This is a genomic window from Pseudomonas sp. JQ36, assembly GCF_053851495.1.
This window is the reverse complement of the sequence record NZ_CM132642.1, coordinates 3,594,378-3,617,241: the sequence shown is the minus strand read 5'-3', so window position 1 is coordinate 3,617,241 and position 22,864 is coordinate 3,594,378. Positions and strand designations below refer to the sequence as shown.

The window sequence follows — 22,864 nt, the reverse complement described above, 5'->3', positions numbered from 1 at the left end:
GTCGCACGCCTGATATACAGATAAGTCCTGATCACGATGGCCCTACTGCAGATCGCCGAACCCGGCCAAAGTCCTCAACCGCACCAGCGTCGTCTGGCTGTGGGGATCGACTTGGGCACTACCAATTCGCTGGTCGCTGCGTTGCGCAGTGGTCTTTCCGAACCACTGGCCGACGCTGACGGGCAGGTCATCCTGCCGTCCGCCGTGCGTTATCACGCCGACCGCGTCGAGGTTGGCGAGTCGGCCAAACTGGCCGCGTCCTCCGATCCCTTGAACACTGTGCTGTCGGTCAAGCGCCTGATGGGGCGTGGTCTGTCCGACGTCAAGCAATTGGGCGAGCAACTGCCATACCGCTTTATTGGCGGCGAATCGCACATGCCGTTCATCGACACCGTACAAGGCCCGAAAAGCCCGGTCGAAGTCTCCGCCGATATCCTCAAGGTGCTGCGTCAGCGTGCTGAAGCGACCCTGGGTGGCGAGCTGGTCGGTGCGGTGATCACCGTGCCGGCGTATTTCGACGATGCTCAGCGTCAAGCCACTAAAGATGCGGCGAAACTCGCGGGTCTGAACGTGCTGCGTCTGCTCAATGAGCCGACTGCGGCCGCTGTGGCGTACGGTCTGGATCAGCATGCCGAAGGCCTGGTGGCCATTTATGACCTCGGCGGTGGCACCTTCGATATTTCGATTCTGCGTCTGACCGGCGGCGTTTTTGAAGTGCTGGCCACTGGCGGCGACAGTGCGCTGGGCGGCGACGACTTTGATCACGCGATTGCTGGCTGGATCATCGAGAGCGCGGGCCTGTCCGCCGATCTCGATCCGGGTGCGCAGCGCAATCTGCTGCAAACCGCCTGCGCAGCAAAAGAAGCCCTGACCGATGCGGCGAGTGTTGAAGTTGCCTACGGTGACTGGAAAGCCCAACTGACTCGCGAAGCCTTTGATGCGCTGATCGAGCCAATGGTCGCGCGCAGCCTGAAAGCCTGCCGCCGCGCCGTGCGTGATTCCGGTATTGAGCTGGAAGACGTGCATGCTGTGGTCATGGTCGGCGGTTCGACCCGCGTTCCACGTGTACGTGAAGCCGTTGCCGAAGCCTTCGGCCGTCAGCCATTGACGGAAATCGACCCGGATCAAGTGGTGGCCATCGGGGCCGCGATCCAGGCGGATACGCTGGCTGGCAACAAGCGTGATGGCGGCGAACTGCTGCTGCTCGACGTGATTCCATTGTCCCTTGGGCTGGAAACCATGGGCGGGCTGATGGAAAAGGTGATTCCGCGCAACACCACCATCCCGGTCGCCCGTGCGCAGGACTTCACTACTTATAAAGACGGCCAGTCGGCCATGGCGATCCACGTGTTGCAGGGTGAGCGCGAGCTGATCAGCGACTGCCGCTCTCTGGCGCGTTTCGAATTGCGCGGCATTCCGGCGATGGTGGCTGGTGCGGCGAAGATTCGCGTGACCTTCCAGGTCGATGCCGACGGTCTGCTCAGCGTTTCCGCCCGTGAACTGGGTTCGGGCGTTGAAGCGAGCATTCAGGTCAAGCCGTCCTACGGTCTGACCGACGGCGAAATCGCCAAGATGCTCAAGGACTCGTTCCAGCACGCCAATGACGACAAGGTCGCCCGCGTTCTGCGTGAGCAGCAAGTCGATGCCCAGCGCCTGATCGAAGCGGTGCAGGGTGCTCTGGAGGCCGATGGCGAGCGTTTGCTCGACGCCGAAGAGCGCATGGTCATCGAGCTGCAGATGCAGGAACTGGCCGAACTGATGAAAGGCACCGATGGTTATGCCATCGAGCAGCAGACCAAGCGTCTGTCGCAAGTGACCGATGCTTTTGCCGCCCGCCGCATGGATCTGACGGTGAAAGCCGCTTTGTCGGGGCGCAATCTGAATGAAATCGAGGATATCTGATGCCGCAGGTCATTTTTCTGCCCCACGAGAAGTTCTGCCCTGAAGGCATGGTCGTCGAGGCCGAACCCGGCACTTCGATTCTCGAGCTGGCTCACGAACATCACATCGAGATGGAAAGCGCCTGCGGCGGCGTCTGCGCCTGCACCACTTGCCACTGCATCATCCGCGAGGGTTTCGACTCGCTGGAAGAGGCTGACGAGCTGGAAGAGGACTTCCTCGATCGCGCCTGGGGCCTGGAAGCGCAATCGCGCCTGGCCTGTCAGGCTATCGTTGGTGAAGAAGACATCACCGTCGAGATCCCGAAATATTCGCTTAACCATGCGGCCGAAGCGCCGCACTGACTGGTAAGACTGTCATGAGCTACGGTTGGAATGATGTTCAACGTATTGCCGAAGAGCTGGCCGAGGCCCACGAGGGGCTCGATCCGTACTCTGTAGGTTTCGTCCGTCTGCAGCATATGATCGAGGAGCTGCCTGACTTCGATAAGACCTCTGGCCGCGTTGGCGAGAAGGTGTTGGAAAGGGTTCAGGAGCTCTGGGCCGCAGAATTGGACTGATCGTCCCCGCAGGTTAGGCAATACCCAAGAACCCGCGTATAATTCGCGGGTTTAATTTTTCGCAAATTACTGTTTCTGGAGTTACACCATGGCTGTTCAACGTACTTTCTCCATCATCAAGCCTGACGCTGTTGCAAAAAACGTCATCGGCGAGATCACCACTCGTTTCGAAAAAGCAGGCCTGCGCGTTGTAGCTTCGAAACTGAAGCAACTGTCCAAAGCCGAAGCTGAAGGCTTCTACGCTGAGCACAAAGAGCGCGGTTTCTTCGGCGACCTGGTTGCTTTCATGATCTCCGGTCCTGTTGTTGTTCAGGTTCTGGAAGGCGAAAACGCTATCGCTCTGAACCGTGAGCTGATGGGCGCTACCAACCCTAAAGAAGCTGCTGCCGGCACCATCCGTGCTGACTTCGCCGAGTCGATCGACGCCAACGCCGTTCACGGTTCGGACTCCGAAGCCGCTGCTGCTCGCGAAATCTCGTACTTCTTCGCAGCTACTGAAGTAACCACTCGCTAAGCATTGCTTAAAGAGTGAAGGTGAATCCATGACTACATCGACTGTTAAAACAAACCTGCTGGGTCTGACCCAGCCGGAAATGGAAAAATTCTTCGACTCAATCGGGGAGAAGCGTTTCCGTGCCGGTCAGGTAATGAAATGGATTCACCACTTTGGCGTCGATGATTTCGACGCCATGACGAACGTCAGCAAGGCCTTGCGCGACAAGCTCAAGGCTATTGCTGAGGTCCGTGGTCCCGAAGTGGTCAGCGAGGACATTTCCAGCGACGGCACCCGTAAGTGGGTGGTGCGCGTGGCGTCCGGCAGCTGTGTCGAGACCGTGTACATTCCCCAGGGCAAACGCGGCACGCTGTGCGTTTCGTCCCAGGCAGGCTGTGCCCTGGACTGCAGTTTCTGCTCCACCGGCAAGCAAGGCTTCAACAGCAACCTCACCGCCGCCGAAGTCATCGGTCAGGTGTGGATTGCCAACAAATCCTTCGGCAGTGTTCCCGCCACCATCGACCGCGCCATCACCAACGTGGTGATGATGGGCATGGGCGAACCGCTGCTGAACTTCGACAACGTCGTGGCCGCCATGCATCTGATGATGGATGACCTGGGCTACGGGATCTCCAAGCGCCGCGTGACCCTGTCCACTTCGGGCGTGGTGCCGATGATCGATGAGCTGGCCAAGCACATTGACGTCTCCCTGGCGTTGTCCCTGCACGCACCGAATGACGCATTGCGTAACCAATTGGTGCCGATCAACAAGAAATATCCGCTTAAGATGCTGCTCGAGTCGTGCCAGCGCTACATGTCCGCCCTGGGTGAGAAACGTGTGCTGACCATCGAGTACACCTTGCTCAAGGACGTCAACGACAAGCTTGAGCACGCCGTGGAAATGATCGAACTGCTCAAAGACATTCCGTGCAAGATCAACCTGATTCCGTTCAACCCGTTCCCGCATTCGGGGTACGAGCGGCCGAGCAACAACGCCATTCGTCGGTTCCAGGATCAGTTGCATCAGGCCGGTTTCAACGTCACTGTGCGCACCACCCGTGGTGAAGACATCGACGCCGCATGTGGTCAATTGGTAGGGCAGGTGCTGGATCGCACCCGTCGCAGCGAACGTTACATCGCCGTGCGCGAGTTGAGCGCCGACAGCGATCTGGCACAGAACGCCGCGAACACTAACTAAGAGAGGATCTCTATGTCCCTGCGCTTTGCGCTGCTGTTGCTGATGGCCAGCCTATGTGCTGGTTGTGTCCTGTCGGGTGACTACAACCCGATGAAGACCAGCAAGGGCCGCGACGAAGCGCGTGCCGCCTACGTGCAGCTGGGACTGGGGTACTTGCAGCAAGGGATGACCGAGCGCGCCAAGGTGCCGCTGAAGAAGGCGCTGGAGCTGGACGGCTCCGATCCTGATGCCAACGCTGCCCTCGGGCTGGTGTTCCAGGCCGAAATGGAGCCGAAGCTGGCCGACGAACATTTCCGCAAAGCCCTGTCCTCGCGTCCCACCGATGCACGAATCCTCAATAACTACGGCAGTTTTCTCTACGAAGAACAGCGTTACAAGGAAGCCTACGAGCGTTTTGAGCAGGCCGCCGCCGATACACTGTATCCTGAGCGTTCGCGAGTCTTCGAGAACCTCGGCATGACCGCCTCGAAACTCGGTCAGCGGGATCTGGCACAGCAGCAACTGGAAAAAGCCCTGCGGCTGAACCGTCAACAACCGCGCGCTTTGCTGGAAATGGCTGAGTTGTCCTTCGAAGACAGGCATTATGTGCCCGCGCGTGACTATTACGACCGTTTCAGCCTGCTAACCGAGCAAAATGCACGTAGTCTATTGCTCGGTGTTCGGCTGGCAAAAGTGTTTGAAGATCGCGACAAGGCCGCCAGTTATGGCCTGCAATTAAAACGACTCTATCCCGGTACGCCGGAATATCAGCAATACCTGTCGGAGCAATGATGAAAGCGGCGCATCCCGAAGTTGTAGCAGCGAATCGCGTTAATCCCGGTGAGACTTTGCGCCAGGCCCGCGAAAGCAATGGCTGGTCGCTGGCCGAAGTGGCCCTCAAGCTCAACCTCACCGTGACTTCCCTGAGCAATCTTGAAGCTGGCGCTTTCGACAAGCTGCCAGGGCATACCTTCGCTCGCGGTTACATTCGCGCTTATGCCAAATTGCTCGGCATGGACCAGACCGTTCTGGTTCAGCAATTCGACCAGTCCACCGGCACCGACTCACAGGGCAGCAATGTGCATGCGCTGGGCCGTATCGAAGAGCCGGTACGGGTTTCACACACTATTTTGCGTATTGTCAGTCTGTTGTTGCTGGTCGCGGTCATCGGCGGCGGTTTCGTCTGGTGGCAGGATCAGACCTCGCAGCGCAGCAAGGACGTGACCAGCCTGGCCCCGGAGCACGTTGAAGTCGAAGGCGCCGACGGCACCACGCAGATTCACCCGATCGACGAGCCGGAAGACCAGGCCGTTGCCGAAGGTCAGGCCGAAGCCGCAACCGCGCTGGCACTGCCACAATCGGAAACCACCGCGGAATCGACCGGTGCCGAGCCAGTTGCTCCGGCCACCGCACCAGCCGCCCCGGCTGCAACCACGCCAGCCGCACCGGTTCATACGCCGGCCCCGGTTGTGGCCACTCCGGCGACTCCGGCACCGAACGTTCCGGCCACACCAGCGCCGACTGTCACCGCACCAGTGGTAGCGGCTACCCCTGCGCCGACCGCAGAAGCAGCTGTCCCAGCGGCCGGCGACGGTCAGGTGCAACTGCAGTTCACCGCCGATTGCTGGGCACAGGTCACCGACGGTCGTGGCAAAGTGCTGTTCAGCGGTCTGAAACATAAAGGCGACAGCGTTTCGGTTTCCGGCAAGCCGCCACTGGCGGTACGCCTGGGTGTAGCTCGCGCCGCACAGGTCAGCTACAACGGCCAACCGGTCGATATCGCTCCGTTCACCAGTGGCGAGACTGCTCGCCTGAAGTTGGGTCAATAAGTCATGCACGGCGAATCTCCAATCAAACGTCGCGTTTCGCGCAAGATCTGGGTCGGTAACGTACCTGTTGGTGGCGATGCGCCTATCGCTGTGCAGAGCATGACCAACAGCGACACAAATGATGTGGCTGCCACCGTCGCCCAGATCAATCGTCTGGAAGCCGCCGGCGTCGACATCGTCCGCGTTTCGGTACCGGACATGGACGCCGCCGAGGCGTTCGGCAAGATCAAGCAACTGGTCAAGGTGCCGCTGGTTGCCGACATCCACTTCGACTACAAGATCGCTCTGCGCGTCGCCGAACTGGGTGTGGATTGCCTGCGCATCAACCCGGGCAACATCGGGCGTGAAGACCGGGTGCGCGCCGTGGTCGATGCCGCCCGTGACCGCGGGATTCCGATCCGCATCGGTGTCAACGCCGGTTCCCTGGAAAAAGACCTGCAGAAGAAATACGGCGAACCGACCCCGGCTGCGCTGGTCGAGTCCGCGCTGCGTCACGTCGAGCACCTCGAACGCCTGAATTTCCAGGACTTCAAGGTCAGCGTGAAAGCCTCCGACGTGTTCATGGCCGTTGAAGCCTACCGTCTGCTGGCCAAGGAAATTGTCCAGCCGCTGCACCTGGGTATCACTGAAGCCGGTGGTTTGCGTTCGGGCACAGTGAAATCCGCCGTGGGCCTAGGTATGCTGCTCGCCGAGGGGATTGGCGATACTATCCGCATCTCGCTGGCGGCCGATCCGGTCGAGGAAGTGAAGGTCGGTTACGACATTCTCAAGTCTTTGCATCTGCGTTCCCGTGGCATCAACTTCATCGCCTGCCCGAGCTGCTCGCGGCAGAACTTCGATGTGGTCAAGACCATGAACGAGCTGGAAGGGCGCCTTGAAGACCTGCTGGTGCCGCTGGATGTCGCGGTGATCGGTTGTGTGGTCAACGGCCCCGGCGAAGCCAAGGAAGCGCATATCGGCTTGACCGGGGGCACGCCAAACCTGATTTACATCGACGGCAAGCCGTCGCAGAAACTGACGAATGACAATCTGGTGGACGAGCTGGAAAAGCTGATCCGCGAGAAAGCGGCCGAGAAGGTCGAAGCTGACGCAGCGGTTATCGCACGCGGCTGACCTGACTGAAGCGCCGAACGAATTTAAGGATTTAAAGTGAGCAAGTCTCTGCAAGCCATTCGTGGCATGAACGACATCCTGCCCGAACAGACCCCGTTGTGGCGTTATTTCGAGGGCACTGTCGCGCGTCTGCTGGATAACTACGGTTACAAGCAGATCCGCATGCCGATCGTCGAGTTCACCGAGCTGTTCAAGCGCTCGATCGGTGAAGTGACCGACATCGTCGAAAAAGAGATGTACACCTTCGAAGACCGCAACGGCGATTCCCTGACCCTGCGTCCGGAAGGCACCGCGGCGTGCGTGCGTGCGGTGCTCGAGCACGGCATTACCGGCGGTGGTCAGGTGCAGAAACTCTGGTACATCGGCCCGATGTTCCGCCACGAGCGTCCGCAGAAAGGCCGTTATCGCCAGTTCCACCAGATCGGTCTGGAAGTGTTCAACCTCGACGGTCCGGACATCGACGCCGAGCTGATCATCATGACCTGGCGCCTGTGGGGCGAGCTGGGTATCCGTGATGCGGTCAAGCTCGAACTCAACAGTCTGGGCACCAGCGAGTCCCGTGGTCGCTATCGTGAAGCGCTGGTCGAGTACCTCTCGGCGCACCACGACAAGCTCGACGAAGACAGCCAGCGTCGCCTGAAAACCAACCCGTTGCGCGTGCTCGACACCAAAAATGCCGACACTCAGGCGGTACTGGTCGATGCGCCGAAGATGGCCGACTATCTGGATGACGAATCCCGTGCGCACTTCGAAGGTCTGAAGGCGCGTCTGGACGCGGTTGGCATCCCGTATGTGCTCAACCCGAAACTGGTGCGCGGCCTCGATTACTACAGCAAAACCGTATTTGAATGGGTCACCGACAAGCTCGGCGCCCAGGGCACTGTCTGCGCGGGCGGTCGTTACGACGGTCTGGTCGAGCAGATGGGCGGCAAGCCGACTGCCGGCGTGGGTTTCGCCATGGGCATCGAGCGTCTGGTGTTGATGCTCGAAACCCTGGAGCAGATCCCGGAAGAAATCTCCCGTCAGGTCGATGTCTACCTGTGCGCCTTTGGTGAGCAGGCCGAACTGGCCGGTCTGGCCCTGGCCGAGCGTGTGCGTGACCAGCTTCCGAACCTGCGTCTGCAAGTCAATGCCGGCGCCGGCAGCTTCAAAAGCCAGTTCAAGAAAGCCGACAAGAGCGGTGCGCTGTATGCACTGATCCTGGGTGACGACGAAATGGCCCAGCAAGTGGTAGGTTTCAAACCCCTGCGTGGCCAGGGCGAACAACAAAGCATTGCCTGGGATGCGCTTGCCGCTCACCTGGCCACCTGCGTCGTGCAGGGTTGAAGCTGTCTAAACAGCCGATTTAGCGATTAAGGAGTATTGGGGTGTCGAGTACCGAAGACGAACAGTTGGCGGATTTGAAGGACTGGTGGACACGCAACGGCAAACCTCTGGTCACCGGCGGCCTGTTGGCGCTGGTCATCGTGTTCGGCTGGCAGGCTTATCACAAGTATCAGAGCAACCAGTCGCAAGGCGCCTCGGTGCTCTACCAGCAACTGCTGGAAACCACGCTGACCCCGGATGGCAAACCTGACGCTGCCCGCGTTGCGGATCTGGCCGGCAAGCTCAACAGCGAATTCGGCGGCACCGCGTACGCGCAGTACGGCAGCCTGTTCGTGGCCAAAGTAGCGGTCGACAGCGGAAAGCTGGACGACGCTGCGACTGAACTCAAAGCCATCGTTGCCAAACCGGCCAACCCGGCGCTGGGCGAAATCGCCCGTCAGCGTCTGGCGCAGGTGCTGGGTGCCCAGAACAAGGCCGATGAAGCCCTGAAGCTGCTCGACGGCGATGCCGACAAGGCGTTCCTGGCCACTCGCGAAGAACTCAAGGGTGATCTGCTGGTTCAACTGGGTCGTACCGACGAGGCGAACACCGCGTATCAAAAAGCCAAGGCGGCACTGTCGGATGAAGCGGCAGTCGGTGGCCTTCAAATCAAGCTTGACGACCTGGCCAAAGGGGATGCGTGACGTGATCCGTTGGAAGCATGCAGCATTGCTGGCTCTGGCCATTCTGGCCGCGGGTTGCAGCAGCAACAGCAAAAAAGAACTGCCACCGGCCGAGCTGACCGACTTCAAAGAAGAAGTGGTTCTGCAAAAGCAGTGGAGCCGCTCGATCGGTGACGGTCAGGGCGAAACCTACAACATGCTGGTGCCGGCGATCGATGGTGACACCATCTACGCGGCCGATGTGACCGGCGTGCTGATGGCCATGGATCGCAGCAATGGCGACGTGAAGTGGAAAAAGGATCTTGAACTGCCTGTCTCCGGCGCCGTTGGCGTGGGTTACGGTCTGGTCACGATCGGTACCCTCAAGGGTGAAATCGTTGCGCTCGACGCCATCAACGGCGAAGAGAAGTGGCGCGCCCGGGTTTCCAGCGAAGTCCTCGCGCCGCCGGCCAACAACGGTGACGTTGTCGTGGTACAGACCCAGGACGATCGTCTGATCGGTCTGGACGCTGCTACCGGCGACCGTCGCTGGACTTACGACAGCACCCCTGCGGTCCTGACCCTGCGCGGCACCAGCGCGCCAGTCGTGACCAACCGCCTCGCGGTGGCTGGCCTGTCGACCGGTAAAGTGGTTGCCCTGGACATTTCCAACGGCGTGCCGGTCTGGGAACAACGGGTCGCGATTCCAACCGGTCGTTCGGAACTGGAGCGCGTGGTCGACATCGACGGCGGTCTGCTGTTGTCCGGTGAAACCCTGTACGTTGCCAGCTATCAGGGTCGCGTTGCGGCACTCGATCTGCAAAGCGGTCGCCAGCTCTGGCAGCGCGATGCATCGAGCTATGCCGGTGTTGCCCAGGGTTTCGGCAACGTCTACGTGAGTCTGTCTTCGGGCACCGTTGAAGGCGTTGACGAGCGTTCGACCACTGCACTGTGGAGCAACGACTCGCTGGCTCGTCGCCAGCTGTCGGCGCCGGAAGTGTTCTCCAGCTACGTAGCCGTTGGTGACATGGAAGGTTACCTGCACCTGTTGAGCCAGGTGGACGGTCGTTTTGTGGGTCGTGAGCGTATCGACAGTGACGGCCTGCGTGCCCGTCCGCTGGTGGTGGGCAACACGATCTATGTGTATGGCAACAGCGGCAAACTGGAAGCCCTGACCATCAAGTAACAACTATGCTTGGGGTTAACGCCCCAGGCAGCTTCATTTGTGGGAGCGGGCTTGCTCGCGAAGGGCGTCAACGAAGACGCGTACAGCCTGAATAAACGCGGTGCTGCTACGGTTTTTCGCGAGCAAGCCCGCTCCCACAGTGTTGCCCCGAGCACCAGCCGCTGCCTCGCAGCGGCTTTTGTATTTTCTGAAATAACGAAGTGGAGAGCCGCATGGTTCCCGTAATCGCCCTGGTGGGCCGACCGAACGTCGGCAAATCCACCTTGTTCAACCGCCTGACCAGGACGCGTGACGCCATCGTTGGCGACTTGTCCGGTCTGACCCGTGATCGCCAGTACGGTGAGGCCAAGTGGCAAGGGCGTTCCTACATTCTGATCGACACCGGCGGTATCTCCGGTGACGAACACGGTATGGACGAAAAAATGGCCGAGCAGTCGCTGCTGGCCATTGAAGAAGCGGATGTTGTGCTGTTCCTGGTAGATGCCAAGGCCGGTTTCACCGCCGCCGACCAGATGATCGCCGAACACTTGCGCAAGCGTAACAAGCGTTCCCACGTGGTTGCCAACAAGGTCGACAACATCGACCCGGAAATGGCCCGCGCTGAGTTTGCCCCGCTGGGCATGGGCCACGCGATCCCGATCGCTGGTGCTCACGGCCGTGGTATCACTCAACTGCTGGAAGCGGCACTGAGCGATTTCCCGCGTGATGATGACGAACCGGCGGAAGGCGAAGAGGAAGAGATCGTTGCCGAAGGCGAGGAAGCCAAGCGCATTCCTGGCCCGAGCGAAAAAGACGGGATCAAGATCGCCATCATCGGCCGTCCGAACGTCGGCAAGTCGACTCTGGTCAACCGCATGCTCGGTGAAGACCGGGTAATCGTCTACGACCAACCCGGCACCACCCGCGACAGTATCTACATTCCGTTTGAGCGTAACGACGAGAAGTACACGCTGATCGACACCGCCGGTGTGCGCAAGCGCGGCAAGATCCACGAAGAAGTCGAAAAATTCTCCGTGGTCAAAACCCTGCAGGCGATCAAAGACGCCAACGTGGTGATCTTCGTGATGGACGCCCGCGAAGGCGTGGTCGATCACGACCTCAACCTGTTGGGCTTCGCCCTCGAAGCCGGCCGTGCACTGGTGATCGCGATCAACAAATGGGACGGCATGACCCCGAGCGAGCGCGACTTTGTGAAGGTCGAGCTGCAACGTCGGCTGTTCTTCGTCGACTTCGCCGATATCCACTTCATCTCGGCGCTGCACGGCACTGGCGTGGGCAACCTCTACGCCTCGGTGCAGAACTCGTTCAAGTCCGCGGTTACCCGCTGGCCGACCAGCCGCCTGACGCAGATTCTCGAAGACGCGGTCAGCGAGCACCAGCCGCCGATGGTCAACAGCCGCCGGATCAAGCTGCGTTACGCTCACCTGGGGGGTGCGAACCCGCCGATCATCGTGATCCACGGTAACCAGATCGAGAAAGTGCCGAAGTCGTATGTGCGCTATCTGGAGAACACTTACCGCCGTGTGCTGAAGCTGGTCGGTACGCCGATTCGCATCGAGTTCAAGGGTGGCGAAAACCCGTACGAAGGCAACAAGAACACGCTCACCGACCGCCAGGTCAACAAGAAGCGTCGTTTGATGTCGCACAACAAGAAAGCCAGCAAGAAGCGCCGCGACAAGAAGTGATTTTTCGCAGCCTTTGTGGTGAGGGGATTTATCCCCGAGGGGCTGCGCAGCGGCCCCAAATACCTGTCATAGGGTTTGCGACTGCTTCGCAGCCGATCGGGGATAAATCCCCTCGCCACAAGGTTGCTGCGGTATAAATGAAAGAAGGGTGCTCAGTCGGGCGCCCTTTTTTTATGGGCGCCGGATGGGCTATTCTCGGGCTCTCCCGCGCCGTCGTCAGAGCCGGGTGTAGAGCAGGGAACCCCTCGATGATCACCAGTAAGCTGCCGGATGTCGGCATCACTATTTTCACGCAGATGTCTCAGCTCGCGGCGCAGACCGGAGCGATTAACCTGTCCCAGGGTTTTCCTGATTTCGACGGCCCGCAGTCCCTGCGTGACGCGGTCGGTCGGCATATCGCCAGCGGCCATAACCAGTATTCACCGATGACCGGCCTGCCGGCGCTGCGCGAGCAGATCGCGGCGAAAATCGCGCGCAGCTATGGCGTGAAAGTCGACGCCGACAGCGAAGTGACCGTGACGCCGGGTGCCACCCAGGCGATCTTCTGTGCGATTCAGGCGGTTATCCACAGCGGCGACGAAGTCATCGTGTTCGATCCGTGCTACGACAGCTATGAGCCGGCGACGCAGCTGGCGGGCGGCCGCTGCGTGCATGTGCAACTGAATCCGCACGATTTCTCCATCGATTTCGACAAGCTCGCCGCGGCCCTTAGCCCGCGCACGAAAATGATCGTCATCAACACCCCGCACAACCCGAGCGGTGCACTGATCAGCCGTGCCGAGCTCGATCAACTGGCGGAGTTGATCCGGGGGCGGGACATCTACCTGATCAGCGATGAAGTCTACGAACACCTGGTGTTCGACGGCGTGCCGCATGTCAGCGTGCTGGCCCACGAAGAGCTGTATCAGCGCGCGTTCGTTGTCAGTTCGTTTGGCAAGACTTACCACGTGACGGGCTGGAAAACCGGCTACGTGGTTGCGCCCCCGGCGCTGACCGCCGAGCTGCGCAAGGTGCACCAGTACGTCAGTTTCTGCGGTGTCACGCCGCTGCAATACGCCCTGGCCGATTACATGGCCGAACACCCGGAACATGTTGAAGAGCTGCCGGGTTTCTATCAGGCCAAGCGCGACCTGTTCTGCGACTTGCTGACGCCGTCGCGCTTCACCTTCACCCGCGTCACCGGCACGTATTTCCAGTTGGTCGACTACTCGCAGATCCGCCCTGACTTGAACGACGTCGACATGGCGATCTGGATGACCCGCGAACACGGCGTGGCGAGCATTCCGGTGTCGGTGTTTTATCAGAATCCACCCGAAGGCCAGCGCCTGGTGCGCCTGTGCTTTGCCAAACGCGAGGAGACGCTGCGCGAGGCAGCGGCAAAACTATGCGTGATCTGAGTGCGTTGCCCGATCTCAATCTGGCGCTGATCCAGACCAGCCTGGCCTGGCATGACCGTCAGGCCAACCTCGAGCACTTCGAGGTGCTGCTGGAGCAGGCCCGAGGCGCCGACCTGATCATCCTGCCGGAGATGTTCACCACTGGTTTCTCCATGGAATCGGAAACCCTCGCCGAAGCCGAGCATGGCCCGACCAGCAAATGGATGAAGGAGCAGGCCGCGAAACTGAATGCGGTGATCACCGGCAGCGTGATCATTCAGGCGGCGGACGGTAGCCATCGCAATCGCCTGCTGTGGGCGCGCCCGGACGGTGAAGTCTGGCATTACGACAAGCGCCACCTGTTCCGCATGGCGGGCGAACACAATCACTACACCCCCGGCGAGCGCCAGGTGCAGTTTGAGCTCAAGGGTTGGCGCATTCGGCCGCTGATTTGCTACGACCTGCGTTTCCCGGTGTGGAGTCGCGACGCGCAGGACACCGATCTGCTGCTGTACACCGCCAACTGGCCGGGTGCGCGGCGTCTGCACTGGAACCGCTTGTTGCCGGCGCGGGCGATTGAAAACCTGTGCTACGTGGCGGCGGTGAACCGGATCGGCACCGACGGCAAGGGCTTTGCCTATACCGGCGACAGTCAGGTGCTGGATTTCCAGGGCGAGACGTTGCTGGCGGCGGGGGAGGCCGACGGCGTGTTCAAGGTTGTGCTGGAGGCCGCGTCATTGGCGGCGTATCGCGAGCGTTTTCCGGCGAATCTGGATGCGGATACCTTCCAACTCACTTGATATTCGCTTCGCTTGAGCGAGCGCTTTCGCGAGCAAGCCCGCTCCCACAGGTAGAGCGCATTACCCTGTGGGAGCGGGCTTGCTCGCGAAGAGGCCAGATCAGGCAATACAAAACCAGCAGGCATAAAAAAGGCCCCGGAATTCACACTCCGGGGCCTTTTGCATTTCAGCGAAGCTTACGCCGCTTTCGCTTCCGGCTGGCTCAACGAGCGGTTCAGCGCACTGAACAGCGCCTTGAAGCTGGCAGTGGTGATGTTTTCATCGATACCCACGCCGTGCACCGCACGTTCACCGTTCACTCGCAGCTCGATGTAAGCCGCTGCCTTGGCGTTGGTGCCCGCGCCGATCGCGTGTTCGTTGTAGTCCATGATCTCCACCGGAATCGGCAGGCCGGCCACCAGTGCTTCCAGCGCACCGTTGCCCTTGCCGCGCCAGTGCAGGTTGGTTTCGCCCTGACCCTTGCTCGCCACTTCCACTTCGACGGCGCTGTTGCCGTTTTCTTCCTGCAGGCGATGGCTGACCAGCGCGTACGGGGTGTTGGCTTGCAGGTATTCGCTGATCAACAGCGAGTGGATCTGCTTGGCGGTCATCTCCAGGCCGAGGCGGTCGGTTTCCCGCTGCACCACCTGGCTGAACTCGATCTGCATGCGTCGCGGCAGGCTGATGCCGTATTCCTGCTCCAGCAAGTAGGCGATACCGCCCTTGCCCGACTGGCTGTTCACACGAATCACTGCCTCATAGCTGCGGCCGATGTCGGCCGGGTCGATCGGCAGGTACGGCACTTCCCACAGGGTGTCCGGTTTCTGCTGGGCGAAGCCCTTGCGGATTGCGTCCTGGTGCGAGCCGGAGAATGCGGTGTGGACCAGGTCGCCGACGTACGGGTGGCGCGGGTGCACCTGGATCTGGTTGCACTCTTCAACGACTTTGCGCACGCCGTCGATGTCGGAGAAGTCCAGCTCAGGGTCAACGCCCTGGGTGTACATGTTCAGTGCCACGGTGACCAGGTCGACGTTACCGGTACGCTCGCCGTTGCCGAACAGGCAGCCTTCGACGCGATCTGCGCCGGCCATCAGGCCCAGCTCGGTAGCGGCGACGCCGGTGCCACGGTCGTTGTGGGTGTGCAGGCTGATGATCACGCTGTCACGACGGTTGATGTTGCGGCCGAACCATTCGATCTGGTCGGCGTAGACGTTCGGCGTTGCGCATTCAACGGTGGCCGGCAGGTTGAGGATCATCTTGTGCTCAGGCGTCGGGTTCCAGACCTCGATCACCGCGTCACAGACTTCCTTGGCGAACTCCAGCTCGGTGGCGCTGAAGGTTTCCGGCGAGTATTCGAAAGTCCACTCGGTGTCCGGCTGCATCGCTGCGTATTTGACGAACAGCTTGGCGGCGTTGACCGCGATCGCCTTGATGCCGTCCTTGTCCTGGTTGAAGACGATGCGACGAAAGGACGGCGAGGTGGCGTTGTACAGGTGAACGATGGCTTTCTTCGCCCCGCGCAGGGATTCGAAGGTGCGCTCGATCAGGTCTTCGCGGCCCTGGGTCAGCACCTGAATGGTGGTGTCGTCCGGGATGTGGCCTTCTTCGATCAGGGTACGCACGAAGTCGAAGTCGGTTTGCGAAGCGGCCGGGAACGAGGCTTCGATTTCCTTCACACCGACCTGCACGAGGGTTTTCCAGAAGCGCAGCTTCTTCACCGCGTCCATCGGCTCGATCAGCGACTGGTTGCCGTCACGCAGGTCGGAGCTGCACCAGATCGGCGCGGCGTCGATGGTTTTCGACGGCCAGGTGCGATCCGGCAGATTGATGACGGGGAAAGCGCGGTATTTCGAAGACGGGTCTTTGAGCATGCTCATCGGGAAATTCCTTATTGTCTGGGCCGAAAAGAGGCGGCCTGCCGGTGGAACGAATGTTCGGGGAACAGCTTGGGACGAGGCGCAGCGATTCAGCCCGGCAGTCGTGCGCTGACGAGGCACAGACTGCGGTGCTGGCGAAGCTGAATAAGGGTGTGAGAGGTTTTCATGCCTTCAACCCTAACCGCGAGGGGAGAGGATGGCAAGCAGTCGAAAAAAATTGAGAGGAATACTCGAAAAGCTGCGATTGGCGCGATTTTATTGTGCTTCAGGCGGATGATCTTATTGATGTTTGCGCGGGGTTGGATTGGGGCGCAATTGAAACTGGTGGGGGTGTGAGCAGTATTTGCGGTGTGAGATGGGCCGCCTTCGCGAGCAAGCCCGCTCCCACAGTTGATCGTGTTTACAACACAAATCCAGTGTGGGAGGGGGCTTGCTCCCGAAGGGGCCGGTAGCCTCAATCAGGAATTACGGCTGAAATGCTCCAATGAAAATCGCCGGATCCACCCGCGCATCATTCAGGCTGATGTTCCAGTGCATGTGCGGCCCGGTCGCCCGGCCGGTCGAGCCGACCTTGCCCACCACCGCGCCACGGGCCAGTTGATCGCCGACCTTCACGTCGATTTTCGACATGTGGCAGAACATGCTGATAAAGCCCTGCCCGTGATCGACAAACACCGTGTTGCCGTTGAAGAAGTAGTTGCCGGTCAGAATCACTTTGCCCGCTGCCGGGGTCTTGATCGGCGTGCCGGCCGGCACCGCAAAGTCGAGGCCGGCATGGGGGTTGCGCTCTTCGCCGTTGAAGAAGCGGCGCACACCGAACTTGCTCGACAGCGGCCCGTTGACCGGTTTGTCCAGCAGCAGGTTGCTCGGAGTGTTCGGGCTGAAGCTGCGGTAAGCCTTGATCTGCTCGGCCAGTTCACCCTCGATGCGCTTGAGATTGGCCGGGTTCGGATTGACCTGTTGAGTGTTCTTCAGGGTGATGTGCTGTTCCGGATATTTCTTGGTGCCAACGGTGAACGGCAGATTACGCCCGCCGCTGCTGATCTGCTGGCTGCCGGGTTTGACCGTCAGCGGCACACCGACAATCGCCAGCCAGTTGTTCTGTTCTTTCACCACCAGCACCGGTTTGCCCTGATAGGTGGCTTTTGGCGCCTGCGCGGCGCTGCCCAGATCAATCACCGCGACGCCGCCCGGCACCGGTTTGTTCAGCAAACGGGTGATGTAGCTGTCGGCGTGGGCGTTGAAGGTGGTCAGGCACAGCAACAATAACGGAGCAAAAAAGCGTGGCATGGATCAGTCCAGTAAAGAGAGGGTGACAGGCGTCAGGTGATTGTCCTCGACGCGCACTTGCAGTTCGCCTTCGCCCAGTCTGGCCTTCAGGCGTTGGCCGGTGTGGGTCTGCGCGGCGTTGCGAATGGCGTGCCCGCGTTCATCCAGCAGAATGCTGTAGCCACGGCCGAGGGTTGCCAGCGGACTGACCACATGCAGCGTCTGCATCTGACTGTGCAATTGCAGGCGACGGCTTTTCAGACCTTCGCGCATGGCTCGCGGCAGGCGTTCGGCGAGGCTGTCGAGGCGCTGGCGCAGCATCGCCAATTGGCGTCCCGGGTGTTGCCCGGCGAGGCGGGTTTCCAGACGGATCAAACGCTCGCGGCGGGTATTCAGTTGGCGCTCGAAGGCCCGGCGCATGCGCATGTCCAGGTCATCCAGGCGTTGTGCTTGCTGACGCAGGCGTTCGCCGGGGTGGCGCAGGCGGCGGGCCATGCCTTCCAGGCGCAGACGATCGCGCATTAGCCGGTCGCGCATGCGCATCACCAGACGCCGGTGCAGGCTTTCGACCTGACGGATCAGGTGACTCGAATCCGGGGCCAGCAGCTCGGCGGCAGCGGAGGGCGTTGGTGCGCGCACGTCAGCCACGAAATCACTGATCGACACGTCGGTCTCATGCCCGACGGCGCTGACAATCGGCGTCACGCAGGCATCGACCGCGCGGGCCACGGCTTCTTCGTTGAAGCACCAGAGGTCTTCCAGCGAACCACCGCCACGGGCGAGGATCAGCGCGTCGAAACCACGGGCGTCGGCCATTTTCAGCGCGCGGACGATTTGCGCGGTGGCTTCACGGCCCTGCACGGCAGTCGGGATCAGCGTCAGTTGCACCTGCGGCGCCCGGCGGCGGAACACGCTGATGATGTCGCGAATCACCGCGCCGGTCGGCGAACTGATGATGCCGATACGTTGCGGATGCGCCGGCAGCGGGACTTTGCGTTCGGCACTGAACAGACCTTCGGCGCTGAGCTTTTCCTTCAGCGCATCGAAGGCCAGACGCAGCGCGCCGTCACCGGCCGGCTCCACGGTATCGAGAATCAGCTGATAGTCGCCACGCCCTTCGAACAGCGAGACCTTGCCGCGCACCTTCACGGCCAGGCCGTCCTTCAACGCCTGGCGCACCCGCGCCGCATTATTGCGGAACAGCGCGCAACGCACCTGCGCCCCGCTGTCCTTGAGGGTGAAATACACGTGGCCGGACGCCGGGCGGGCGAGGTTGGAGATTTCGCCTTCGACCCAGATGTTGCTGAACACGTCTTCGAGCAACACCCGCGCGCGGCCGTTGAGCTGGCTGACGGTCAGGACTTCACGGTCCAGGCCAAGTCTTGCAAAGGGATCTTTAATCATGGGGCGCAGTTTAAGGGCATTTGCCTGTCGATCACCATGACCCAACACAAAACCAATTGTGGGGGGGATTTGTGAAGGTCTGGATGAAGTGTTGAACCAGTGGCGTTGGATTCTGGCGATGGGCGAGGGCGACGGTGCTTTGGCAATCGGGATCGCTCAGCGGCAGAAATCGCACGCCGCCGGGGGCGATGTCCTGCATTGATTCGGGCAGCAGGGCGATGCCGAATCCAGCCTGGATCAACTGCAACTGCGTAGTCTTGCGCGACATCACCCGCGCCGCTTTGGGAAAAAAGCCCTGACGCATACACAGGTCGGCACACAAATAGCTGAGCCCGCCACGCTGCGGATGCGGGATCGAGATAAACGGCTCGTCCTTCAGTTGCGCCAATTCGACAGCGGCTGAATCGGCCAGGTGATGATCGTTCGGCACCGCCAGCAGCAGGCGTTCGGTGAACAACGGTACAACCTGAATGCCTTCGCGCTGACGCAACACTGGCAGGCGCAACAGGCCAATGTCGAGGCGACCTTCGGCCAGCTCCTCAAGCTGCGCTTCGGAGGACAACTTGCCGATGTCCAGCGACACGCCTCGCTGCTGATCGAGATAAGTGCTGATCCGACGTAATAACTGCCCACTGATCGACACGGTGCTGGAATGACTCAGGCGCAAGGTGCCGAGCTGACCATTGCCGACCTCAGTGGCCATCGCGCAGGCTTTGCTCAGTTCATTGAGCAGGTTTCTGGCCCGCGGCAAAAACGCCTCACCCGCCGCCGTGAGCCGGGGCTGGCGCGCGGTGCGTTCGAACAGCGGGGTTTGCAGGCGGTTTTCCATGTCCTTGATCTGCCGGCTCAGCGCTGACTGCGCGATGAACAGGCGTTCAGCGGCGGCGCTGAAACTGCCGCATTCGGCGATTTCCACGAAGTAGCGCAATTGACGGGTTGAAAGCACCAGGTATGCCTTTTCGAGATGAGTGAGCGACTTTGATCATATTAGTCGCAACGCTTGGCGCTGGCTAAAGTCATCACAGGCTTATAAAGGAAGCGGATCGATGAGCGTGGCGGGGTTGTTGAGTGAATGGGCGTGGGGCGCGGGCGGCTGGGTGGTGATCGGCTTGGGAATCGGATTGGCCTATATCGTGTTCGGGATTGCCGGATTCGGCACGGCGTTGGTCGCGGGACCGATTCTGATTCTGTTCATGCCGTTGTCGAAAATCGTGCCGCTGCTGGTGTTGCTGGATTTCGTCGCGGCGTTCGGTAATCTGCTGCCCTCGCGCCGGGACGTGGCGAAATCCGAGTTGTTGCGGCTGCTGCCGTGCATGGCGGTGGGGTGCACGTTGGGGGTGATTTTCCTGCTCAACCTCAAATCCGATCTGTTGCTGCTATTGATGGGGCTGTTCATCAGTGCCTATGCGGTTTACAGCCTGTGGGTGAAAACCCGGCCGACGCAGTTGTCTGCTGCATGGGCATTGCCGATGGGCACGGTGGGCGGGCTGTTTGGCGCGCTGTTTGGCAGCGGCGGCTTTTTATATGCGATCTATCTCAACAGCCGCCTGCCCAAGGACCCGGCGCGGGCCACACAAAGTGCGCTGATCAGTTGCAGTACGGTGGTGCGTTTGAGCCTGTTCGCCATCGCCGGGGTGTATGCCGAGCTACCCTTGTTGATGTTGGCGCTGTGTCTGTTGCCGGCCATGGCGCTGGGCTTGTGGATCGGGCGGCGGTTGACGATGCGCTTGTCGCGCGAGGCGTTTGTGCGATTGGTGACCTGGCTGGTGCTGGCGAGCGGGATTGCGTTGATCGGGCGCTACATTATTAGTATGGCGTGAGTACTTGACCGGATTTCTTCAGGGATTAAGCTGCCGGCCGCAATTCCTTTGTAGGAGTGAGCCTGCTCGCGATAGCGGTGTATCAGTTGATCTTGATGTGTCTGACCCACCGCTATCGCGAGCAGGCTCACTCCTACAGGGGTAAATCTCGGTATTTGCAGCAGGCTTGCACCATGAATTCGCAAAGCATCATCGTCCCGAAAATCTCCACCCTGCCGGTCCACGAGCCCCGGGCGCGGGCGATCGTGCGCTGGCTGGTGCGCAAGAACATCATCGAAGAACAGCTGACCACTTGCGGCCGCACCGGCAACCGCATGGCCCATGCGATTGCCGACGGCGCGCGTGCGGTGGTGCTGCACCCCGAAGCGCTACCCTTCGGTGAGCCGATCAATGGGTTGGAGATCATCGTCAAGCGCTGCATCTACACCCCGGCCAAGGGTTTTCTCGAAGAAGCCGGGTGCGCCGAATGCCGCCGCGAAGTCGGCGAAGCGCTGTTCGAAAGCCTCGAAGACTGGTTTCCAGGCCGCACCGACAACTTCACCTGCCCGGAATGCGGGCATGAAGACGATATCAACGGCTTTCTGTACTTGCAGGAATGTGCATTTTCCAACTTGGGTTTCATCTTCAACAACTGGCTGGAAGCAGGGTTCAAGCAGAGCTTTATCGATGAGTTCGCCGATTGGCTCGACCAGCCTGTCAGCTGGGTAAAAGTCGAACTCTGACCCTGAATTTGTCCCTGTAGGAGCTGCCGAAGGCTGCGATCTTTTGCTTTTGTTTTCGAGAATCCAGAGCAAAAGATCGCAGCCTTCGGCAGCTCCTACAAAAAGCAGGGTTTTCCGTATATCAGTAACATTGATATCAGGTTGAGTTTTACATTGAACAGCAGGGGGTGTCTGACTATAATGGCGCGCTTCCATTTTCCCGCTCGGGAGCCCCCGCGATGCTGCGTATCAGCCAAGAAGCTCTGACATTCGACGACATTCTCCTAGTGCCTGGTTATTCCGAGGTGCTTCCTAACGAAGTCAGTCTCAAGACCCGCCTTACCCGTGGCATCGAGCTGAATATTCCTCTGGTTTCTGCCGCCATGGACACCGTCACTGAAGCCCGTCTGGCAATCGCCATGGCTCAGGAAGGTGGTATCGGTATCATCCACAAGAACATGACCATCGAGCAGCAAGCTGCCGAAGTGCGTAAGGTCAAGAAGTTCGAAGCCGGCGTCGTCAAGGATCCGATCACCATCGAGGCTGATGCCACGGTGCGTGACCTGTTCGAACTGACCCGCATGCACAACATTTCCGGCGTTCCGGTGCTGCACGATGGCGACCTGGTCGGCATCGTCACCTCCCGTGACGTGCGCTTCGAAACCCGTCTGGAAGCCACCGTACGTGAAGTGATGACGCCTAAAGAGCGTCTGGTCACCGTGCGTGAAGGCGCCGACAAGAACGAAGTCCGCGAGTTGCTGCACAAGCACCGCCTGGAAAAAGTCCTGATCGTCGACGACAAGTTTGCCCTCAAAGGCATGATGACCGTCAAAGACATCGAAAAAGCCAAAGCCTACCCGCTGGCCAGTAAGGACGATCAAGGTCGTCTGCGTGTTGGCGCTGCCGTCGGTACCGGTAAAGACACCGGTGACCGCGTTGCCGCGCTGGTCAACGCCGGTGTGGACGTGGTGGTGGTCGACACCGCACACGGTCACTCCAAAGGCGTGATCGACCGCGTTCGCTGGGTCAAAGAGAATTTCCCTGAAGTGCAGGTGATCGGCGGCAACATCGCCACCGGCGCAGCCGCCAAGGCCCTGGCCGAAGCTGGCGCCGATGCGGTCAAGGTCGGTATCGGCCCAGGCTCGATCTGCACCACCCGTATCGTCGCCGGTGTCGGCGTGCCGCAAATCAGTGCCATCGCCAACGTCGCCGCTGCCCTTGAAGGCACTGGCGTGCCGTTGATCGCCGACGGCGGCATTCGTTTCTCCGGTGACCTGTCCAAGGCCATCGTAGCCGGTGCGTCCTGCGTGATGATGGGTTCGATGTTCGCCGGTACTGAAGAAGCCCCGGGCGAGATCGAGCTGTTCCAGGGCCGTTCGTACAAGGCTTATCGCGGCATGGGTTCGCTGGGCGCCATGTCTCAGGCGCAAGGTTCTTCCGACCGTTACTTCCAGGACTCCTCGGCAGGCGCCGAGAAACTGGTTCCGGAAGGGATCGAAGGCCGTGTGCCGTACAAAGGCACCCTGACTGCGATCATCCACCAGTTGATGGGCGGTCTGCGTTCCTCGATGGGTTACACCGGCAGCGCCAACATCGAAGAAATGCGCACCAAGCCTGAGTTCGTGCGGATCACCGGTGCCGGTATGGCCGAATCCCACGTTCACGACGTGCAGATCACCAAAGAAGCGCCAAACTACCGCGTAGGTTGATGCTTCAAGCAAATCGTTAAG

The 22,864-nt window shown here is 60.3% G+C and carries 21 protein-coding genes; 17 read left to right on the top strand and 4 right to left on the bottom strand.

Going from position 1 to position 22,864, the window contains the following annotated elements:
- Positions 1 to 36: 36 nt before the first annotated feature.
- The 14 genes from hscA to ACS4NR_RS16090 all read left to right on the top strand — a co-directional run bounded on the left by hscA (position 37) and on the right by ACS4NR_RS16090 (position 14,084).
- Positions 37 to 1,902: a Fe-S protein assembly chaperone HscA gene (gene hscA, locus ACS4NR_RS16155; protein ID WP_456017871.1), complete on the top strand. Its 1,866-nt coding sequence runs from the start codon at positions 37 to 39 to the stop codon at positions 1,900 to 1,902.
- A complete protein-coding gene (fdx, locus tag ACS4NR_RS16150; RefSeq protein ID WP_007964424.1) occupies positions 1,902 to 2,243 on the top strand; it encodes an ISC system 2Fe-2S type ferredoxin in 342 nt (113 codons plus the stop codon). Before hscA ends, fdx begins: the two co-directional genes overlap by 1 nt.
- A gap of 14 nt (positions 2,244 to 2,257) precedes the next feature.
- Positions 2,258 to 2,458 carry a Fe-S cluster assembly protein IscX gene (gene iscX, locus ACS4NR_RS16145; protein WP_103520545.1) on the top strand — a complete coding sequence of 67 codons (201 nt, stop codon included), beginning with the start codon at positions 2,258 to 2,260 and terminating at the stop codon, positions 2,456 to 2,458.
- An 88-nt stretch (positions 2,459 to 2,546) separates the two neighbouring features.
- Positions 2,547 to 2,972, top strand: a complete 426-nt coding sequence (gene ndk / locus ACS4NR_RS16140; protein ID WP_007964426.1) for a nucleoside-diphosphate kinase — start codon at positions 2,547 to 2,549, stop codon at positions 2,970 to 2,972.
- Positions 2,973 to 3,000: 28 nt separating this feature from the next.
- Positions 3,001 to 4,149: a 23S rRNA (adenine(2503)-C(2))-methyltransferase RlmN gene (gene rlmN, locus ACS4NR_RS16135; RefSeq protein ID WP_003227893.1), complete on the top strand. Its 1,149-nt coding sequence runs from the start codon at positions 3,001 to 3,003 to the stop codon at positions 4,147 to 4,149.
- A 12-nt stretch (positions 4,150 to 4,161) separates the two neighbouring features.
- Positions 4,162 to 4,920 (top strand): type IV pilus biogenesis/stability protein PilW, encoded by a 759-nt coding sequence (pilW, locus tag ACS4NR_RS16130; protein WP_007964430.1) that lies wholly within the window; start codon positions 4,162 to 4,164, stop codon positions 4,918 to 4,920.
- Positions 4,920 to 5,957: a RodZ domain-containing protein gene (locus ACS4NR_RS16125; protein ID WP_253150364.1), complete on the top strand. Its 1,038-nt coding sequence runs from the start codon at positions 4,920 to 4,922 to the stop codon at positions 5,955 to 5,957. Before pilW ends, ACS4NR_RS16125 begins: the two co-directional genes overlap by 1 nt.
- Before the next feature lie 3 nt (positions 5,958 to 5,960).
- The gene (gene ispG / locus ACS4NR_RS16120) at positions 5,961 to 7,070 is read left to right on the top strand and encodes a flavodoxin-dependent (E)-4-hydroxy-3-methylbut-2-enyl-diphosphate synthase (protein ID WP_025109215.1); all 1,110 of its coding nucleotides are present in this window, start codon (positions 5,961 to 5,963) and stop codon (positions 7,068 to 7,070) included.
- Positions 7,071 to 7,106: 36 nt separating this feature from the next.
- Entirely contained in the window at positions 7,107 to 8,396 is a 1,290-nt protein-coding gene (gene hisS / locus ACS4NR_RS16115; protein ID WP_003227887.1) for a histidine--tRNA ligase, read from the top strand.
- 41 nt (positions 8,397 to 8,437) lie between these two features.
- On the top strand, positions 8,438 to 9,079 hold the full coding sequence (locus tag ACS4NR_RS16110; protein ID WP_003227886.1) for a tetratricopeptide repeat protein: 642 nt from the start codon (positions 8,438 to 8,440) through the stop codon (positions 9,077 to 9,079).
- The gene (gene bamB / locus ACS4NR_RS16105) at positions 9,072 to 10,223 is read left to right on the top strand and encodes an outer membrane protein assembly factor BamB (protein ID WP_095136893.1); all 1,152 of its coding nucleotides are present in this window, start codon (positions 9,072 to 9,074) and stop codon (positions 10,221 to 10,223) included. Before ACS4NR_RS16110 ends, bamB begins: the two co-directional genes overlap by 8 nt.
- Positions 10,224 to 10,435: 212 nt before the next feature.
- A complete protein-coding gene (gene der / locus ACS4NR_RS16100; protein WP_027612132.1) occupies positions 10,436 to 11,908 on the top strand; it encodes a ribosome biogenesis GTPase Der in 1,473 nt (490 codons plus the stop codon).
- Positions 11,909 to 12,156: 248 nt separating this feature from the next.
- The gene (locus ACS4NR_RS16095; RefSeq protein WP_456017870.1) at positions 12,157 to 13,305 is read left to right on the top strand and encodes a pyridoxal phosphate-dependent aminotransferase; all 1,149 of its coding nucleotides are present in this window, start codon (positions 12,157 to 12,159) and stop codon (positions 13,303 to 13,305) included.
- Positions 13,293 to 14,084, top strand: a complete 792-nt coding sequence (locus ACS4NR_RS16090; RefSeq protein WP_166497535.1) for an amidohydrolase — start codon at positions 13,293 to 13,295, stop codon at positions 14,082 to 14,084. Before ACS4NR_RS16095 ends, ACS4NR_RS16090 begins: the two co-directional genes overlap by 13 nt.
- Positions 14,085 to 14,260: 176 nt before the next feature.
- Here the strand turns inward: ACS4NR_RS16090 and leuA are convergent, their stop codons facing one another.
- The 4 genes from leuA to ACS4NR_RS16070 form a co-directional block, all read right to left on the bottom strand.
- A complete protein-coding gene (gene leuA / locus ACS4NR_RS16085) occupies positions 14,261 to 15,940 on the bottom strand; it encodes a 2-isopropylmalate synthase (RefSeq protein WP_027612129.1) in 1,680 nt (559 codons plus the stop codon).
- A gap of 465 nt (positions 15,941 to 16,405) precedes the next feature.
- Positions 16,406 to 17,230, bottom strand: a complete 825-nt coding sequence (locus ACS4NR_RS16080) for a peptidoglycan DD-metalloendopeptidase family protein (RefSeq protein ID WP_456017869.1) — start codon at positions 17,228 to 17,230, stop codon at positions 16,406 to 16,408.
- Positions 17,231 to 17,233: 3 nt separating this feature from the next.
- Positions 17,234 to 18,613, bottom strand: a complete 1,380-nt coding sequence (xseA, locus tag ACS4NR_RS16075; RefSeq protein ID WP_108183714.1) for an exodeoxyribonuclease VII large subunit — start codon at positions 18,611 to 18,613, stop codon at positions 17,234 to 17,236.
- Between the two features lie 31 nt (positions 18,614 to 18,644).
- Positions 18,645 to 19,559: a LysR family transcriptional regulator gene (locus tag ACS4NR_RS16070; RefSeq protein WP_456017868.1), complete on the bottom strand. Its 915-nt coding sequence runs from the start codon at positions 19,557 to 19,559 to the stop codon at positions 18,645 to 18,647.
- Between the two features lie 100 nt (positions 19,560 to 19,659).
- On the opposite strand from ACS4NR_RS16070, the gene ACS4NR_RS16065 reads away from it, so the two are divergent.
- The 3 genes from ACS4NR_RS16065 (at position 19,660) to guaB (ending at position 22,843) form a co-directional block, all read left to right on the top strand.
- Complete coding sequence (locus tag ACS4NR_RS16065; RefSeq protein WP_456017867.1) at positions 19,660 to 20,433, top strand: sulfite exporter TauE/SafE family protein; 774 nt, start codon at positions 19,660 to 19,662, stop codon at positions 20,431 to 20,433.
- 173 nt (positions 20,434 to 20,606) lie between these two features.
- Positions 20,607 to 21,155 (top strand): sugar ABC transporter ATPase, encoded by a 549-nt coding sequence (locus ACS4NR_RS16060; protein ID WP_083368004.1) that lies wholly within the window; start codon positions 20,607 to 20,609, stop codon positions 21,153 to 21,155.
- A gap of 218 nt (positions 21,156 to 21,373) precedes the next feature.
- The gene (guaB, locus tag ACS4NR_RS16055) at positions 21,374 to 22,843 is read left to right on the top strand and encodes an IMP dehydrogenase (RefSeq protein WP_027612123.1); all 1,470 of its coding nucleotides are present in this window, start codon (positions 21,374 to 21,376) and stop codon (positions 22,841 to 22,843) included.
- Positions 22,844 to 22,864: the final 21 nt, after the last annotated feature.